16 protein-coding genes are annotated in these 16340 nt (G+C 53.5%); 3 read left to right on the forward strand and 13 right to left on the reverse strand.

Annotation, left to right across the window (positions count from 1 at the left end; translation table 11 throughout):
* Positions 1–11: 11 nt before the first annotated feature.
* The 3 genes from bioF to ACFQO0_RS05870 all read right to left on the reverse strand — a co-directional run bounded on the left by bioF (position 12) and on the right by ACFQO0_RS05870 (position 3019).
* Positions 12–1196, reverse strand: a complete 1185-nt coding sequence (gene bioF / locus ACFQO0_RS05860) for an 8-amino-7-oxononanoate synthase (RefSeq protein ID WP_382233075.1) — start codon at positions 1194–1196, stop codon at positions 12–14.
* Complete coding sequence (gene bioA / locus ACFQO0_RS05865) at positions 1193–2539, reverse strand: adenosylmethionine--8-amino-7-oxononanoate transaminase (RefSeq protein WP_382233076.1); 1347 nt, start codon at positions 2537–2539, stop codon at positions 1193–1195. The genes bioF and bioA overlap by 4 nt, the downstream gene beginning before the upstream one ends.
* Positions 2540–2611: 72 nt before the next feature.
* Positions 2612–3019 carry a YchJ family protein gene (locus ACFQO0_RS05870; RefSeq protein WP_382233077.1) on the reverse strand — a complete coding sequence of 136 codons (408 nt, stop codon included), beginning with the start codon at positions 3017–3019 and terminating at the stop codon, positions 2612–2614.
* A 188-nt stretch (positions 3020–3207) separates the two neighbouring features.
* Between ACFQO0_RS05870 and ACFQO0_RS05875 the strand changes: the two genes are divergently transcribed.
* Positions 3208–4269 (forward strand): MBL fold metallo-hydrolase, encoded by a 1062-nt coding sequence (locus ACFQO0_RS05875; protein ID WP_382233078.1) that lies wholly within the window; start codon positions 3208–3210, stop codon positions 4267–4269.
* A 65-nt stretch (positions 4270–4334) separates the two neighbouring features.
* Here ACFQO0_RS05875 and ACFQO0_RS05880 read toward each other — a convergent pair whose 3' ends face one another.
* The 7 genes from ACFQO0_RS05880 to ACFQO0_RS05910 all read right to left on the reverse strand — a co-directional run bounded on the left by ACFQO0_RS05880 (position 4335) and on the right by ACFQO0_RS05910 (position 10709).
* Positions 4335–5333: a DUF4917 family protein gene (locus ACFQO0_RS05880; protein WP_382233079.1), complete on the reverse strand. Its 999-nt coding sequence runs from the start codon at positions 5331–5333 to the stop codon at positions 4335–4337.
* Positions 5334–5381: 48 nt separating this feature from the next.
* Positions 5382–5990: a hypothetical protein gene (locus tag ACFQO0_RS05885; RefSeq protein WP_382233081.1), complete on the reverse strand. Its 609-nt coding sequence runs from the start codon at positions 5988–5990 to the stop codon at positions 5382–5384.
* A 204-nt stretch (positions 5991–6194) separates the two neighbouring features.
* The gene (locus ACFQO0_RS05890) at positions 6195–6980 is read right to left on the reverse strand and encodes an SDR family oxidoreductase (protein ID WP_382233082.1); all 786 of its coding nucleotides are present in this window, start codon (positions 6978–6980) and stop codon (positions 6195–6197) included.
* Positions 6981–7105: 125 nt separating this feature from the next.
* Complete coding sequence (locus ACFQO0_RS05895; protein ID WP_382233083.1) at positions 7106–7765, reverse strand: thiol:disulfide interchange protein DsbA/DsbL; 660 nt, start codon at positions 7763–7765, stop codon at positions 7106–7108.
* A 97-nt stretch (positions 7766–7862) separates the two neighbouring features.
* The gene (locus ACFQO0_RS05900) at positions 7863–8483 is read right to left on the reverse strand and encodes an SPOR domain-containing protein (protein ID WP_382233084.1); all 621 of its coding nucleotides are present in this window, start codon (positions 8481–8483) and stop codon (positions 7863–7865) included.
* A gap of 10 nt (positions 8484–8493) precedes the next feature.
* Entirely contained in the window at positions 8494–10233 is a 1740-nt protein-coding gene (argS, locus tag ACFQO0_RS05905; RefSeq protein ID WP_382233085.1) for an arginine--tRNA ligase, read from the reverse strand.
* Positions 10234–10310: 77 nt separating this feature from the next.
* On the reverse strand, positions 10311–10709 hold the full coding sequence (locus ACFQO0_RS05910) for a gamma-glutamylcyclotransferase family protein (protein ID WP_382233086.1): 399 nt from the start codon (positions 10707–10709) through the stop codon (positions 10311–10313).
* 323 nt (positions 10710–11032) lie between these two features.
* Here ACFQO0_RS05910 and ACFQO0_RS05915 point away from each other — a divergent pair, with 323 nt between their 5' ends.
* On the forward strand, positions 11033–11785 hold the full coding sequence (locus ACFQO0_RS05915) for a TerC family protein (RefSeq protein WP_382233088.1): 753 nt from the start codon (positions 11033–11035) through the stop codon (positions 11783–11785).
* A gap of 165 nt (positions 11786–11950) precedes the next feature.
* Here ACFQO0_RS05915 and ACFQO0_RS05920 read toward each other — a convergent pair whose 3' ends face one another.
* Entirely contained in the window at positions 11951–12511 is a 561-nt protein-coding gene (locus ACFQO0_RS05920) for a DUF2062 domain-containing protein (RefSeq protein WP_382233089.1), read from the reverse strand.
* Between the two features lie 141 nt (positions 12512–12652).
* The gene (locus ACFQO0_RS05925) at positions 12653–14347 is read right to left on the reverse strand and encodes a SulP family inorganic anion transporter (protein ID WP_382233090.1); all 1695 of its coding nucleotides are present in this window, start codon (positions 14345–14347) and stop codon (positions 12653–12655) included.
* 173 nt (positions 14348–14520) lie between these two features.
* Here ACFQO0_RS05925 and ACFQO0_RS05930 point away from each other — a divergent pair, with 173 nt between their 5' ends.
* Positions 14521–14736, forward strand: coding sequence for a DUF3717 domain-containing protein (locus ACFQO0_RS05930; protein WP_382233091.1), 216 nt, complete (start codon positions 14521–14523; stop codon positions 14734–14736).
* Between the two features lie 61 nt (positions 14737–14797).
* Here ACFQO0_RS05930 and ACFQO0_RS05935 read toward each other — a convergent pair whose 3' ends face one another.
* Positions 14798–16333: a B12-binding domain-containing radical SAM protein gene (locus ACFQO0_RS05935; protein WP_382234045.1), complete on the reverse strand. Its 1536-nt coding sequence runs from the start codon at positions 16331–16333 to the stop codon at positions 14798–14800.
* Between the last annotated feature and the right edge of the window lie 7 nt (positions 16334–16340).

The following is a 16340-nucleotide window of genomic DNA, read 5'->3' on the forward strand; positions in this document are numbered from 1 at the left end:
ATTTATTCACGTCAGATTTCCTTTTCAAGTTGCTGCAGCATATCGACCAGTTGCGCGACATCGTCAGCCGTATGCGCAGCCGACAGCGTCACGCGCAAACGCGCAGTACCGACAGGCACAGTCGGCGGACGAATCGCCGGCACCCAGAAGCCACGCTCATATAACTTCGCCGCAACTTGCATCGCCACATCATTCGCGCCGATCACGACAGGTTGAATCGCGGTAGCGGATGCCATCGTCTGCCATGTGGTCAATTGCAGGGTTTGTGAAAATTGCGCGATCAGGCTGTGCAATTGCGTCCGGCGTGCTGCACCTTCTGGACCTTCAATGATATCCAGGCTGGTCAGCAGTGCATGCGCGACGGCAGGCGGTGCAGCCGTTGTATAAATATAGGGACGCGCACGCTGCACCATCCATTCGATCACGCTCGCATGCGCGGCGACGAAGGCACCGGCCACGCCAGCCGCCTTGCCGAGCGTGCCCATGTAAACCAGATTCGGCGAGCGCAGATTGAAATGTTCGAGCACGCCGCGCCCGTCAGCACCGAGCACACCAAAGCCATGCGCATCATCAACCACCAGCCACGCGTCGTGCTGTTCGCATAAAGCCAGCAAGCGCGGCAAATCGGCCAGATCACCATCCATGCTGAAGACGCTGTCGGTCACCACCATTTTTTTAACGGCGGTGCTGGCGGCGAGCAAGACGGATAATTTTTCGAGATCGCCGTGCGGATAAACCTGCACGTTCGCGCGCGACAAACGCGCGCCATCGATCAGCGACGCATGATTCAGTGATTCGGAAAACAGATCGGCGTCGCTACCGGCCAGCGCGCCCAGCATCGCCAGGTTCGCCATATAGCCGGTGCAGAAATACAGCGCGCGCGCATTGTCGATTTGCGGCGCGACAAACTGCGCCAGTCGCTCTTCCAGCTGCGCATGCGCACGCGAGTGACCGCTGATCAAATGCGATGCGCCACTGCCAGCGCCATAGAGTTCGGCCCCTTGCTGCAAGGCTGCGATGATTTTTGGATGTGCGGCCAAACCCAGATAGTCATTGCTGCAAAATGCCAGCATCGCTCGGCCATCGACTTGCACACGGGGCGTGGATGGGGTTTCTGTAACGCGACGGCGACGCCGCAGGCTTTGCGCATCAATGTGCGCCAGCTGCGCATCGAGTTCGGCAATCAACTTGCTCATGCCGCCATCACTTTTGCAAAAACGGTTTGCACGCGCGCAGCGAGACTTTCGATCTCCTCGCTGCTCAAAATATACGGTGGCATCAGATAGACCGTGTTGCCGATGGGGCGCAACAGCAACTCATGTTCCAGCGCGGTCGAGAAGAAGCGTTGCGAGAACGTCGCGGCCGCTTGCGGGCTATCGATCACTGCATCGAAGGCCCAGATCATGCCGCGATGGCGGAAGTTCGCCACCTGTTCATGCGTCGCCAGCGGTGCCAGTGCCTTGGTCAAATGCGTGGCATCCGCGCGATTGCTGTGGATGACATCGTCTTCTTCAAAAATCGCCAGCGTCGCCAGTGCGGCACGACAGGCGAGTGGGTTGCCGGTGTAGGAATGCGAATGCAAAAAGCCGCGCTTCACATCGAGGTCGTAAAAGGATTGATATATCTCGTCGCGTGTCATCACCAGAGACAAGGGCAGATAACCGCCGCTGATGCCTTTCGACAGACACAAAAAGTCGGGCCAGATCGCCGCCTGTTCACACGCAAAGAAAGTACCGGTACGACCGCAGCCAACTGCGATCTCATCGGCAATCATGTGGATCTGATACTGATCGCATAGCAAGCGTACCTCCTGCAGATACACGGGATCGTGCATCGCCATCCCGGTGGCACATTGCACCAGCGGTTCGATGATGATGGCGGCGATATGCGGTGCGCGCTCCTGCAATAATTTTTCCAACTCTTTCGCCGCGCGACGGGCGACATCGGCCGCCGATTCGCCCGGCTCGGCGGCGCGTGCATCCGGACTGGCGACCACATGCGCATGCTGCAGCAGGGAATCATAGGCATCGCGGAAGATGGGCACATCGGTAACGCCGAGCGCACCTATGGTTTCGCCGTGATAACTGCCCTTCAGGCAAACGAATTCGCGCTTGGCCGGCTTGCCATTGTTGCGCCATGCGTGGAAGCTCATCTTCAACGCAATCTCTACCGCCGATGCGCCATCGGATGCGTAAAAGCAGTGGCCGAGTACATGGCCGGTGCGTGCGGCCAGCTGTTCTGACAATTGCACCACGGGCTCGTGCGTGAAGCCGGCGAGCATTGCATGCTCCAGCAAATCGAGTTGCAGCTTCAACGCATTATTGATGCGCGGATTGGCGTGGCCAAACAGATTGACCCACCACGAACTGATCGCATCCAGATAGCGATTGCCGTTGACGTCATACAGCCACGCGCCGCGGCCGTGGCTGACGGGGATCAGCGGCAGCGTTTCGTGATGCTGCATCTGCGTGCACGGATGCCATACGCTGCGCAGGCTGCGCGCGACCAGATCGTCTTGCTTGCCAGGTGTGTGATGCATTGCGTCCAACCTCGCCGTTATTATTTCGTATTGTTTATTTCAGCGCGCCTGCCACTGCACACGCGTTGCAATTTATTCGGGAAACACGCCATCGATGTAAAACCAGCGACCGTCTTCTTTGACGAAGCGGCTGACTTCATGCAGGCGTTGTGCGCGACCACCGCTTTTGGAGCGCGCGACAAATTCCACCGTCGCTTCGGTTTCGCCGGCCACGAACTTCTTCACGTCCAGCCCCAGCCATTTGGTCGCTGCGTCATGCGCAAAATCGGTCAAGGGCGGGCGCGTCGTCGCGTGCCACGTTGCATGCACATAATGCATCAAGCCCAACACATAGGCGCTGTAACGCGAGCGCATCAATGCTTCTGCGTCAGGCGCATCCGCGCCATCATGAAAAACTTTGCAGCAAGTCGCATAACTGTCTTTGCCGCTGTGATTGCCGCAAGGGCAGGCGGCGCTCGCCGCGGGATGTGCTTTTGCCATACTTTCTTTGCCAGCCTTGCCCGACGGAATCTTCGGGCGCAGCACTAATGCACCGTTTAAAATGATGCTCGATAATAATGTTCGACAACAACGCTGCATCTACTCAACGCGTTCAAACGCTGCCAAGGAAGCTATTGTAGGCGCGCCCGACTGGATTGTGAACCGTATTGCCCCACCGCGAGACCTCGATGAATCTGCTGGAAGCCCAACTGAACTACCCTTTTGCCGACATCTTGCCCGACGTAGGCAGCACGTTCGAGGTCGCGCCCGGCGTCAAGTGGCTGCGCATGGGCTTGCCGTTTGCGCTCAACCACATCAATCTGTGGCTGCTGAAAGATACTGTCGAAAGTGACAACGGCCCGGTCACAGGCTGGACCATCATCGATTGCGGCATCGCCAACGACGCCACGCGCGACGCTTGGGAACAGATCTTCGCCACGCAACTGGAAGGGCTGCCCGTCATACGCGTCGTCTGCACGCACTGCCATCCCGATCACGTCGGCCTCGCCGACTGGATCTGCAATCGCTGGCAAGTGCCGCTATGGATGACCACCGGCGAATACGCATTTGCACGCATGATGTCGGCTGCCTTGCCGGGCGCGGACGGCACCGCGATGTTTCCCTTCTTCAAACTGCACGGCCTCGCCGATCCGCAGATGCTGCAAGAACTGGAAGGCCGCCGCAGTTACTACCCGACGCTGGTGCCAGCCGTGCCGCTGACCTACACCCGCATACACGACACCCAACACGTCCGCATAGGCGCACACACATGGCGCATCATCACCGGCTACGGCCACGCGCCCGAACATGCGTCGCTGTATTGTGAAGAATTGAATGTACTGATCTCCGGCGACATGGTCTTGCCGCGCATCTCGACCAATGTCTCGGTCTTTGCGATAGAACCGGAATCAAATCCGGTACAGCAATTTCTCGATTCACTATTGAAGTACAAGGATTTGCCAGACGACACACTGGTGCTGCCATCGCACGGCAAACCCTTTCGCGGTTTGCATACGCGCATCCAACAGTACGTCGATCACCACGCCGCGCGTTTGCAAGAAGTACTGGATGCCTGCGTCACACCACAATCAGCAGCAGACATCGTGCCGATCATGTTTGTACGCAAGCTGGATTCACATCAATTGAGTTTTGCTCTGGGAGAAGCGTTGGCGCATTTGCACAAACTTTGGTTTGATGGGGTTTTGAAGCGTAGCTATAGCAAGGACGGAGTTATTCGATTTAAGAAGTAATTGCAAGAGCAAAGAACTCATGGTGATCGGCGCCAGCAGTAATTTCAAACCAAGGTTCAGGGAATCTAATGGACTCTTAACTCGCTAGAAGTCAAAGGGTGAGACTTCGAGTCAAAAAATAATAATTGTTTCATATGAAATTCCTCTAGCAAACGCGCCTTAAAAGAAATAATTTCAGGAGGTGTTTGTTCTGGCCATACACTAATTGCCACGCACTCAATTGGACTTCTTTTTATTGCATCAATGATGTGTTGATCATAATTTTTATGAAGCGAATGGCCTAACACCACTAAATTTCCTCTCGCGTCGCACAATCTTTCGTAGGCATGACGCAAATAATCATTTCTTCTGATTTTTGACAGTTTCCACTCAGATGAACCCTCACTAACAAATAGTGGAAATTTTTCGGGATGCTTTAAATCAAAGAGATCCGCCAGCGTTGCATCCCCATTAACGGTTAATTTTCTTGTTGTTCCATCTTCCAACTCAACTAGATGAATAGCGCCATGAAGGTAATAAATTGCCGATTTACGTGCCATTACACCTGCATTGCCTATGTTGAATGAATTTTCCTGTCCCCAAAAAAGATCCCTGAAATGATCTGTGTTATGGGACATGATTGCCCAATAAATTATCAAGTCATAATTTGTGGTGAATATTTTTGAGAAGGGCGCAAGTTGGCTACTTATTTCTTGCATATTCGCTTGACCAGGTGGCAAATGAGAAAAATTTACCGAAGCAGATAACGCATTTTTTGTATTTTTATAAAGCTCATTAATTCTGTCTCTTTGTGGCGAATCAAGTTGTTCATCCACCAAGATTGCATGATGAAGAACTCTCAGTACATCCTCAAAGTTTGAACTTAGCAAATGATCAAATAATGCAATGCTTTGTACTGTTAGCTTCTCACCAATTTCCTCTTTTTGTGCCAAGGCATAGAGAGAGTCATAGCTAAATTTATGCCAAACGTTAGTACTAAAACCGTTTCCCAGTAAGAGATTTTCCCACCGTGCATTTATGAGTAAGAGCTCATCCCATTTACTCAAATTTTGATCGACATTCATTTTTTATAGTTTCTACTAAATTGATTTCTTTTTTTGACCCGTCATACGTTACTCGACAATTACTGGCCTTGTAATGTATCCAATAATCGTTGTTAAAACGAGGCAAAGAATATTTACGATCCGAAATGCTCGGGTGTATCGGGGATTTCTTTCTTGCTCGAATCCAGGAAATATAGATGAGGATAAAAAAATGAAAAGTAAAATTGCAAACAACGTATAAATCAAAAATAATGTTGGTGGCTGACGCAAAAAAATCGCGAGTCCTGGCAGCATAAAAAGAATCGCCGAGAAAGGACTACTTTTTGCTCCACCCGAAAGGGCAATGATCCTTGTAACGAAGATTAGGTCAATACAAAACAAAAGAGGAAACGTTATCCCCTCTGCAATCGGGTACATAGACATATCGCCCAGAATAGGCTTCCACGTAGGAAAAAATTGCGCCGACATTACGATAACTACAAAGGACAAAAGTGCAAACCAAATAATGTCGCCATCAACTCTTTGATAAGCAGCGCGAGGATACAGCGAGTCATAAACTGAAATATCCTGTATCCCTCCTTTCATAATTGCGCTGCCAATGGCGATGATAATAATTGTAAAGAGCTGAACAACTATCGTTGCTCCGGCAATATTGATTGGTTGAATAGCCTGATCCATTTAATTTTTATTGAGTTAAGTTCGGCATACTAATAACCATAGAAAGAGGATTTCTATAGGAAAATGAATACAAAAATGAAGGATGTTTCCAAACATTTCTTCAATATTGGGAACAAAAGGTAAGCGTGCGCCACCCTCCCAGCAATCCCATATTTATGGGATGTTTCTTTAATTTTTTCTTAAATTGTTGTCACTCCCTTCAACTTAAGAATCTCGCTTCTTCCTTGGAGCATTAGCAAACAAAAAATCATAAACAAAATTCGGCAACAACCTCAGCAGCTTAGCGACAAAACCCATCTGCCAAGGAATCACCCGATAACTGCAACCCGCAGCTATAGTCGCCACCGCCCGTTCAGCAAACGTCTGAACCGGCAGCAAAAACGGCATCGCATAATCATTCACCTGCGTCATAGGCGTATCGATATAACCAGGCGCAATCGTGACGACCTTGATGCCATCCTTCTTCAATTCCACCCGCAACGATTCGCAATAAGTAATGACGGCGGCTTTTGACGCGCTGTAGGCACCTGCACCCGGCAAGCCGCGTATGCCGGCAACGCTGCCTATGCCGACCAACCGACATCCAGTTTGCCCCGCTGCCGCTTGCGCCTTCATCGTTGCGATGAAGGGCGCAAAGGTGGCGACAGTTGCAGTGACGTTGGTGGCGAAAACCTGCTCGAAGACTTGCAGGTCTTCCGTGTATTCGGTCAGTGTGCCGCGCGAGATGCCGGCGTTGGCGATGACGATGTCTATGCCTTGTGCGACGGCGATGAAGTCGGCGGCGGCATCGGCGAGTGCAGCGCTGTCGTTGACGTCGAGTGCATACACGCGATGGCGTTCTGCGTTCGGCAGGCTGGCAGCGAGCTCACGCAAGACTTCGCCGCGCCGTGCGACCAGACCCAGCATTGCGCCTTCGCTCGCATACTGTCGCGCCAGGGCTGCGCCGAGGCCGCTGGAGGCGCCTGTGATGAAGACTCGTTTTGCTTGCATGGCATTTCCCATCGTTTCCAAATCAACTCAAAATAAAAAGTCCGCCCTCTTGCGAGTTGCGGACTTCTTGTTCTACGTGCTTGCTGAAAATTTCAGCAGCCGCATTTATTCAACACTGCTGCAAATTACTTGGCCGACTTGGCAACCAGATGATCCATCACTTGCAGGGTCGCTTCATGCAACACCGCTTCCGGACGATTGCCGAGCTTTGCGCCAACGATCGATGGCGAGGTGACATAACGGCCGTCGACCGCGATCATGGGTACGCCATCCACCTTGTACGCTGCCTGCAATTGCGTGGCGCGGCTGACCTTGGTTTGTACGCCGAAGGAGTTATAGGTCTCGGTGAATTTCTTCACGTCTATCCCTTGCTTGGCGATGAAGTCGAGGATCTGTTTATCGGTATCCAGCATTTGACGTTCGACATGGATCGCACGGAAAACGCGCGGGTGCAGGCTGTCAACCAGACCCAATGCTTCTATCGTGTAGTACAGCTTTTGTTGCGGGATGAATGAATCGCGGAAGGCGACCGGCACGCGCTTGAAGACGATCTTGTCGGCATTCTTTTTTACCCAGGCGCCAAGCGAAGGATCGAACGCTTCGCAATGCGGGCAGGAGTACCAGAAGAATTCGGTGACTTCGACTTTTTTGCCGCTGTCGGTTTGCTGCGCTTTTTCCAGTGTGCGGTAATCGGTACCGTTGACAGGTGCGGCCGGCGACGCGCCTGCGGTTGCCGCCATCAGGCTCAGGGTTGCTACGGCCAACAGATGTTGAATAAAACGCATGGTATTCCCTTTCGATTATTGTTCGACGTACTTGCCACTACTTACAATTGCTTGCAACTACCTGACACTAAGTGCCACTAAGTGCGTTTGCCTGCGCTTATTTGCCGATCCGCACAACGGCGACATCGACACCATTCTCAGACAACTTTGTGCGCACTCGGTTCATTGTTTCGAGCTGACCGAAAGGTCCGATGCGCACGCGGTGCAGCGTGCCGGTTTCTGCCTGCCTTTCAGACACGGTGGCTTCAAAGCCCATCAATGCCAGTTTGGCTTTCATGTTTTCTGCATCGGCCATGGCACCGAAGGCGCCGGCTTGCAGATAGTAGATCCATTTTTCATCGGCGCTTTCGGCTTTGGCGGCTTCGGTTTTGGCGGCCTCGACTTTTTGCTGCGCTTTTTCTTTTGCGGCCGTGGCCTTGTCAACCACCGGCGGCTTGATGGTTTCTTCCGTCACGGTAGGCGCTGGCGCGCCCGGCACCGGTTCCTTGGCTGGCGGTTTTTTGCCGTACAGCGGTTTGTTCGGATCGCTCAACTCATTGCTGGCCGGTACCGCGCGGTCGGACTGACCACCCTTGTTGGTAAACGGCAGCGGCGTCTTGTAAATCACCATCGCCACGCCGATGGCAATGCCGAGGCCGAGTATCAAACCGACGATCAAACCGAGTAGCGTGCCGCCTGTCTGCTTTTTACTTTTCGCTTTACTGTTCTTCTTGGTCATAAATTTCCTGTTACATCCGGGTCGGTGCCGAAACGCCGATCAAAGCCAGACCGTTGCGTAATACTTGGCGGGTTGCATGCATCAGGGCAATGCGCGCCATCTTCAAGGCGACGTCATCCACCAGCACGCGTTCTGCATTGTAGTAGCTATGCAATTCGCCTGCTAAGTCGCGCAAATAAAATGCGACTTGATGCGGGCCGAGTTCTTCCAGCGCTTTTTGCAAAGTCTCTGGATATTCGGCCAGCTTGGCGAGCAACGATGCTTCGCGCGGGGCCGTCAATGGCGACAGATCGACATCGACCAATGCCGCTTCATCGAAGTCGCTGCCTTCGGCCTGCTTCAGCACCGAGCAGATGCGGGCGTGTGCGTATTGCACGTAGTAGACCGGATTCTCGTCGCCTTGCGTCAGGGCGATATCGACGTCGAACACAAATTCGGTATCGGCCTTGCGCGAGATCAGGAAGAAACGCACAGCGTCGCGGCCGCGGGTTAAATCGCGTGCTTCGCCTTCTGCGGTTTCGCCATTCGACCATTCGATCAGATCGCGCAAGGTGACGTAGGAACCGGCACGCTTGGAGATTTTCACTTCCTCGCCGTTCTTCATCACGGTGACCATCTTGTGCAAGACGTAATCCGGATAGCCTTGTGGGATACCGATATCGAGCGCCTGCAACCCTGCGCGTACGCGCGCGATGGTGCCGTGGTGATCGCTGCCCTGGACGTTGATCGCCTGCGTAAAGCCGCGCTGCCATTTGACTGTGTGATAGGCGACGTCAGGCACGAAATAAGTGTAGGTGCCGTCAGTCTTCTTCATCACGCGATCTTTGTCATCGCGATAATCGGTGGTGCGCAACCATAGCGCGCCATCCAGTTCATAAGTTTTGTCGGCCTTGATCAGGGCATCGACTGTCTTCGCAACCTTGCCATCGTTGTACAACGATGATTCGAGATAGTAGTTATCGAACTTGACGCCGAACGCCTGCAAATCCAGATCCTGTTCGCGGCGCAGGTAAGCGACTGCGAAAGCGCGTATCGATTCGATATCATCGATATTGCCGCTGGCAGTGACCGGCAGGCCATCGCTGGCGGAGACGGTTTTTTGCGCGATGAAATCATTGGCGATGTCTTGAATGTAGTCGCCGTTGTATGCCGACTCGGGCCAGCCATCGACACCCGGCTTTAAACCTTTGGCGCGTGCCTGCACCGAGGTCGCGAGCGTGGCGATTTGCACGCCGGCATCGTTGTAATAAAACTCGCGGGTGACTGCATAACCTTGTGCGTCGAACAGCGATGACATTGCATCGCCCAAAGCGCCTTGACGGCCGTGACCGACATGCAGCGGGCCGGTCGGGTTGGCAGAGACGAATTCGATGATGACTTTTTTATCTGCGCCCAGCTTGCTCTTGCCGTATTGCGCACCTTGCTGCAACACGGTTTTGACGACGGCCTGGCGCGAAGCGGCGGTCAGGCGCAGGTTGATGAAGCCGGGACCGGCGATTTCTGCCGATTCGATCAAATCGCGATTGGCCGGATTGTCGAGAAGGGCGGCGACCAGCGCCTGCGCGACTTCGCGTGGATTCTTTTTGAGCGGCTTGGCAATTTGCATCGCCAGGTTGCAGGCAACGTCGCCGTGCGACGGATCGCGCGGGCGCTCCAGCGTAACGGTCGGATTGAGTTCAGTGCCTGTGACCAGCGGTGCGACTGCGGCCTGGAAGAGTTCGGTGATGCGTTGTTTTTGTGCTGCGAGCATGGATTTGTTTCTGACGGTGCAAGACCGCGCCTTGAATTGGAATAAACGTAGGCCGAATTATACTGGCTAGCCAGCGTTCAACCGCCCAATTTGTCGCGACAATAAGAGCCTATGAAACGCGACATCTGGAACGCCTGCGGCTCCCACGGCAAACTGGAAAGTCTTTGCTCCGCCATATATATGTAAGTACACGCTATCACGATTTCGCTTGAATCTATCACAACATCTATCTGGTCCCGCCTATATTCATTACCTTCGAATGCATCCAGCGCGGCGACATCGTGCGCATCCACATCGAAGTAAAGCACGCCTTCCACTGTCGTTTGCGGACGGGCAATCATGCCGGGATAGGTGTCGTCGGCCAGCGCATAGCGTGCGTAACCTGATGCGGTCGCAGGCGCAGAACGATAATTGCCACGCACGACGCGCTGCCAGATTTGCGGGAACATCAGTGAACCGTAAGTGAATATATGCATGTTGGTCGAATACGAAATGCCGGTTGGATAACAGCGCCTATTTTAAATTGAGGATCAGGCAATTGCATGATGCCCGCATCCAGCGCGAACATAGCGTCGCGATCTGTCGCATGAATGACATCGATACGACACGATCTTGTGGCCGACCGTTGCCAATGTTCCATTGCACTGCTAATGTTGAAATACGTTATCGATCATTACAAATCTCAAGAAAACGTTAACGAAAAATAGCAATTGCCGGAGACAACTGCCAACACGTAATGCCCTTGCTGCATGAAGAATCGTCTTCCTTTTTTATATTGAATGTCACTGGAGAATTGTCCATGCTCGAACTCATCGCCGATCCGCAAATCTGGCTGGCCTTCATTACCCTCACCGCGCTGGAACTGGTGCTCGGTATCGATAACATTATTTTTATTTCCATTCTGGTCGACAAGTTACCGGTAGAACGTCGCGAGTTTGCGCGCAAGCTGGGACTGTTCATTGCGATGTTCATGCGCATCGGCTTGTTGATGGTATTGGCGTGGATAGTCGGCCTGGTCGAACCGCTGTTCACCGTGCTGAATCAGGAAATTTCCGGGCGAGACTTGATCCTGATAGGCGGTGGGCTATTCCTGATATGGAAGAGCACCGGCGAAATCCATCAAGCGCTGGAAGGTGAAGAAGGCCACGCATCCAGCGCGGTGCAGGCAACCTTCACTGCCGTCATTTTGCAAATCATGGTGGTCGATATGGTGTTCTCGCTAGATTCGATCATCACCGCAGTCGGCATGGTCGATCACATCGAAGTAATGGTGGCGGCAGTGATTGCATCGGTCGGTTTGATGATGCTGTTTGCCGGACCGATAGGCCGCTTCGTGTCGCGTCATCCTTCAATCAAGATCCTGGCGCTGGCCTTCCTGGTGGCGATCGGCGTGGTATTGATTGCTGAAGGATTTGATTACCATGTGCCCAAAGCGACCATCTATAGCGCGATGGCTTTTGCATTGGTCGTGGAGCTGATCAATATCCGCATGCGCAAAGCCAAGCCTGTGCATTTGCATGCATCTTATTCAGAAGAACAAAAAGCTGAATAAGCGTAAATACACCAATCGGTAAAATCAAAAACGGCCGGCATCTCACGCGAGATGCCGGCCGTTTCTTATCTAATCATGCATCGCTATTGATACGCTTCAACAGCTGATGGTTAAAATATTCAGAAGACTCAGGATATTCAGAATTCTCACTACTCAAGCACGGAATTAGCGCGAAGCGCGTTTGTGCCAGCGATAGCGTGCCTGCAAGTGCCACATGACATTTACCAATACATATCCGGCCAGCGCCGACACGGTCGCAATGATCGCCAGACCTGTCATCAATTCCGGTCCTACGGTTTGTATCCAGGCGAGCAGGTTGTCGAACCAATTACTGACTTCCCCTTGCTCATTAACGACTTTATTGAACATGCCCGAGCCCAGGGCCACTCCCTTGGAGGCGTCATCCGACCCGATCAAGAATTTACCCAGGCGATAGGCGGCGTAATACAGCGGCGGCACAGTAAAAGGATTGGTCACGAAGGTGGCAAATGCCGCGATCGGCAAATTGACGCGCGCCACGATGGCACCTACGGTACCAAACAGTATTTGTGCAAAAGGAATCAGGATGCCGACAAACAAGCCGACGGCCAACCCGCCAGCCACACCACGGCGGTTGAACTGCCACAGAAAATGATGATGCAGATAGCGACTGAAGGGTTTCAGGAAACGATTTTCCTGAATACTCTCGGATGTCGGAATATGTTTGAAAAAACGACTGCGACGCATGAAATAACTACTCCTGTTGCAACATAAAACATGCCCATGGACATGAAAACGCCCAAATCAAGCAGGCAATTAATTGGACCACTGAATGCGCGTGAAATTCATAATGATAGCGAAATGGCAAAGCGCAGGCAGTGGTATCGCTCAATCAGCCAACGGCGCAGAACGTAGCGCCAAGATGGCTTCGCGATCAGTCATGAAAATGTGATCGTGTTTCAATTCCTGTATCCAGCCGGCATCTTCCAACACATCCCACACCTGCTTTTTGATGGCGGAAACATACAGATCGATGCCCATGCTTCTCAAAGTAATTTGCAACGATTCCAGCGTATCGACACCGGTCGCATCGATATCGTTGACGGAACCTACGCATAGCAGCAAGCGCTTGATATGCGGGTCGCGACTGCATTGTTCGACCACGAAGTGATCAAGTGCACCGCCAGTCAGAAAATTCAACGCGGCATCGATACGCACTACCAGCATATCATTCGCCAGCCGCGGCAAATCGAAACGCTGACGGTCACGCAAGGTGCCATCCGCATGCTCACTGACTTCAATGATGCGCGGCTGCATGTGGCGATACAGATAAGACACCATGGTCAGCACGATGCCGGCCATCACGCCCCAATGCAGACGCGGCATCGCGGCGATCGTCACAATGAAGGTCACGATCGCAATCACGCCATCGTCACGCGAAATGGTAAGCAGTCGCTTGAATGCGCCAAAATCAAACAGGCTGAATACCGGCATGATGATCAGCGCCGCCAGTACCGAGCGCGGCACATAATATAAAAGATCGGTGAAAAACAGCAGGCAAATCAGCACGCAAATCAACGTAAACACGGTCGCCCATGCGCTAGTCGCACCCGCATACAGATTGAGTGCCGAGCGCGAGAAGGAACCGCTGACAGGGAAGGCGCCGGAAAATCCACTCGCCACTTTTGCCAAACCCTGGCCTATCAATTCCTGGTTTTCATCCCAGCGTTCGCGCCGCTTGCGCGCCAGCACGCGGCAACTCGACATCGCCTCGGTAAAGCTGATCAGCGCCAGCACCAGGCCGGCTGACCAGAGCTCGCGGTGATGCTCGAAAGAAATCGACGAGGGCCACACCAGCGGCGGCAAACCACGCGCTATTTCACCGACCACTTCACCGCCGGCGGCCGAATAATCCAGCGCCCAGCTCAGTGCGGTCGCCAGTATCGTAATGAACAGCAGGCTCGGAAAGCGCGGCAAGAAATGTTTACTCAATGCAAGCAGCAGCAAGGTACCCAAGCCAAACGCGCTCGTCATCAACATATGCGATGGTGCATCCATCACGCGTTCGACGACCGCGACCGGATGCGTGCTGAATAGATCCACGACACCAAACAGTGTGGGCAGTTGCGACATCATGATGATGATAGCCGCCGCATTGATGAAGCCCACGATTACGGGCTGCGAGACCAGATTGCTGAGACGACCAAGGCGGAATGCGCCCAGCAGAAATTGTATCGCCCCGGAGTAGATGGACAACCAGATGGCGAGCGCCACCCATTGTTCGGATGCCGGTACCGCCAGTGAAGACAGCGAGCCGAATACCAGCAGGCTGGACAAGGCAGCAGGCCCGACCGCCAGCAAGGCTGAGGACCCCCACAGCACACCGATCAGGCTGGGAATCAATGCTGCATACAAACCGGTCGCAGCCGGCATGCCGGCCAATGTTGCATAGGCAACGGCTTGCGGGATCAGCACCATGCCGACGCTCAAGCCGGCCCAGGCATCGTTTTTCAGCGATGACAGTGTAGGCCGCGGCCAGCGCAGGAAAGGAAAGAATCGTTTAATGTCGAAAGCAGTATTCATGGTGACAGAAGCAATATCAATAACGACGTCGGTGACAGAACCAATTTGGAAACCGGCAAATCAAACTGTTCAAGCGTCAGGCGAAAGAACGGAAACTTTTCTTCAGTGCAAGTCTGCCCAGACTTTAACGCATCCGTTTTATCCCCAACCATAGCCACGCGTACAATAACTCCATGGAAATCACATTGCCCGAGCTGGAACAGGTTATCAACTACTGGCGCACCGAACGCCCATCAACCGGTGAAGAACGTGCGCTATCGCCGGAAGTCAACGGACTGGCGAAGTTGTATGCGCTGATGATCTTCCATCGGCAAAAAACCATGCCGCTTGAAACCGTCGATCCGGTTTGCCTGCAACTGATAGAGGGCTGGCGCAAGCACGCTGCCTGAAACCGCAGCGCTAATTAATTGCATCAAGCCTCATCAAAACGCATCCCCGCCACTCTGGAAATCACACCGCCATGTGCCGCGCCTGACGTTGCGGCAAGGCGGCATGCTCGGCTTTTTTCTCTGCCGTGTGTTCCGCCTTCTTGTTCGCCTGCGTCTTCAGTTTGGTGTTCGCCTGCCCCGCATAATCGCTGCGCAACACCGCCGCAACCTGTTCTTCTTCCATCCCTATACTGACCAGCCATTTCGCCACCAGCACGGCCAGTCGCTCCAGCGCAATGCGATTAGTCGCGTCTGTCGTTGCGTACAACCAGTTCGATAATTGCATGAAATTGGCAAATGGCGAATCCGAAAAGGATGCGCCCAGGATCAGCGGCAGCGTGTTGGTGAAGCGGCCCGAGTTGGCCACCAGATCCCAGTAACGGGCGAAGCGCACCAGCTGTTGCATCTCGTTGAAGGCGATGCGATCGGTTGCCAGAATTGTGTAAGGCGGATGCGGATCAAACACCAGACCGTATTCCTGCGTGTGGCGAATGATGGGCGTGCCGCGCAGGCGCTTCAAGATACCGAACTGGATTTCATGCGGTTGCAGTGCCACCAGTTTGTCGAAGCCGCGCGCAAAACTCGCCACATCCTCGCCCGGCAGGCCGGCAATCAGATCGACGTGCATATGCGCTTGCGAGTGCTCGCACAGCCAGCGTATGTTCTCGGCGGCTTTTTCATTGTTCTGCTTGCGGCTGACCAGCGCCTGCACTTCAGGATTGAAGCTCTGGATGCCGATTTCAAACTGCAGGGTGCCGGCCGGGAATTTCATGATGCCTTCTTTCAAGGCATCGGGCAGATGATCGGGCACCACTTCAAAGTGGGCAAAGACCGGATCCTCGGGATGCGCGGCCAGCTTGGCCAGGAAGAAATCCATGATCTTCAAACTGGTCTTGATATTCAGGTTGAAGGTGCGATCAACAAACTTGAACAGGCGCGCACCGCGTGCATGCAGTGTTTCCAGCTGCTGCAGGAAGTCATCGATATCGAAAGGCCAGGCAGTCTTGTCCAGCGCCGACAAACAGAATTCGCATTTGAAAGGGCAGCCGCGCGATGCTTCCACGTACAGGGTGCGATGCGCAATATCTTCATCGGTGTACAACTGATACGGCATCGTCAGTTCCGCCAGCGGCGGCTGCACGCCGGCATGCGTTTTCATCAAGGGCTTGGGACCGTGCAAAATCTGTTTGCACAAGGCGGGGAAGGTCACATCGCCCCAGCCCGTCACCAGATAGTCGGCCATCTGCACGATGCTTTGCTCGTTCGATTCGTAGGATACTTCCGGCCCGCCGAGCACGATCACGACCTCGGGCGCGACCCGCTTGAGCAGGGCGACCAGCTTGGTGGTTTCTTCAACGTTCCAGATATAGACGCCAAAACCGATGATGCGCGGCTGCTGTGCGAGCAGCTTCTCGACCATATCGGTGGTGCGCGCGCCGATCACAAATTCCTGCAATTGCGTCACGCTTTGCAACTCGCCCATGTTCGCCTGCAGATAGCGCAAACCCAGCGATGCGTGCGTGTAACGGGCGTTCAGAGTGGAAAGCAGGATGGTCATCGAGGCG

Origin of the sequence: Herminiimonas aquatilis (genome assembly GCF_042665175.1) — a bacterium.
In the GTDB taxonomy this organism is placed as follows: domain Bacteria; phylum Pseudomonadota; class Gammaproteobacteria; order Burkholderiales; family Burkholderiaceae_D; genus Oxalicibacterium; species Oxalicibacterium aquatilis.